The organism is Dyella dinghuensis, assembly GCF_003977615.1.
Lineage (GTDB): Bacteria > Pseudomonadota > Gammaproteobacteria > Xanthomonadales > Rhodanobacteraceae > Dyella_B > Dyella_B dinghuensis.
In genome coordinates this window covers 1-1165 of sequence record NZ_RYZR01000015.1, presented here as the reverse complement: position 1 = coordinate 1165, position 1165 = coordinate 1, and the positions used below count along the sequence as shown (strand labels likewise).

General features: G+C 63.7%; 1 protein-coding gene. It reads right to left on the bottom strand.

Features of this window, described 5'->3' with window-relative positions; all coding sequences use genetic code 11:
• Positions 1-1163 (bottom strand): elongation factor Tu (gene tuf, locus EKH79_RS18745; protein ID WP_126675386.1); only part of this gene is annotated, 1163 nt, incomplete at its 3' end.
• Between the last annotated feature and the right edge of the window lie 2 nt (positions 1164-1165).

Sequence of the window (1165 nt, the reverse complement as noted above, 5' to 3'; positions counted from 1 at the left end):
GCACCCACGGTACGGCCGCCTTCGCGGATCGCGAAACGCAGACCTTCCGTCATGGCGATCGGGGCAATCAGCTCCACCACCATTTTGATGTTGTCGCCCGGCATCACCATTTCCACGCCTTCCGGCAACTGGCACGCGCCCGTCACGTCGGTCGTGCGGAAGTAGAACTGCGGACGGTAACCCTTGAAGAACGGCGTATGACGACCGCCCTCTTCCTTCGACAGCACGTACACCTCCGCCTCGAACTGGGTGTGCGGGGTGATCGAACCGGGCTTGGCCAGCACCTGGCCGCGCTCCACGTCTTCACGCTTCGTGCCGCGCAGCAGCAGGCCCACGTTGTCGCCAGCCTGACCCTGGTCCAGCAGCTTGCGGAACATTTCCACGCCGGTCACGGTGGTCTTGGTGGTCGGACGGATGCCGACGATTTCGACTTCCTCGCCCACCTTGATGATGCCGCTCTCGACGCGACCGGTCACCACGGTGCCGCGGCCGGAGATCGAGAACACGTCTTCCACCGGCATCAGGAACGCCTTGTCCAGTGCACGCACCGGCTCCGGAATGTACGTATCGAGCGCTTCCACCAGCTTGATGATCGCCGGCACGCCGATTTCCGACTGGTCGCCTTCCAGCGCCTTCAGTGCCGAACCCTTGATGATCGGGGTGTCGTCGCCGGGGAAGTCGTACTTGCTGAGCAGTTCACGCACTTCCATCTCGACGAGCTCCAGCAGCTCGGCGTCGTCCACCATGTCGGCTTTGTTCAGGAACACGACAATGTACGGCACGCCCACCTGACGGCTGAGCAGGATGTGCTCACGCGTCTGCGGCATCGGGCCGTCGGCGGCCGAGCACACCAGGATCGCGCCGTCCATCTGCGCGGCACCCGTGATCATGTTCTTCACGTAGTCGGCGTGGCCCGGGCAATCGACGTGCGCGTAGTGGCGGTTCGGCGATTCGTATTCCACGTGCGCCGTGGAGATCGTGATGCCGCGCGCCTTTTCTTCCGGCGCCGCGTCAATCTGATCGTACGCCTTGAATTCGCCACCGAAGCGCTCCGCGCCGATCTTCGTCAGCGCCGCCGTCAGCGTCGTCTTGCCGTGGTCCACGTGACCGATCGTGCCCACGTTCACGTGCGGCTTGGTGCGTTCGAATTTACCCTTTGCCATGA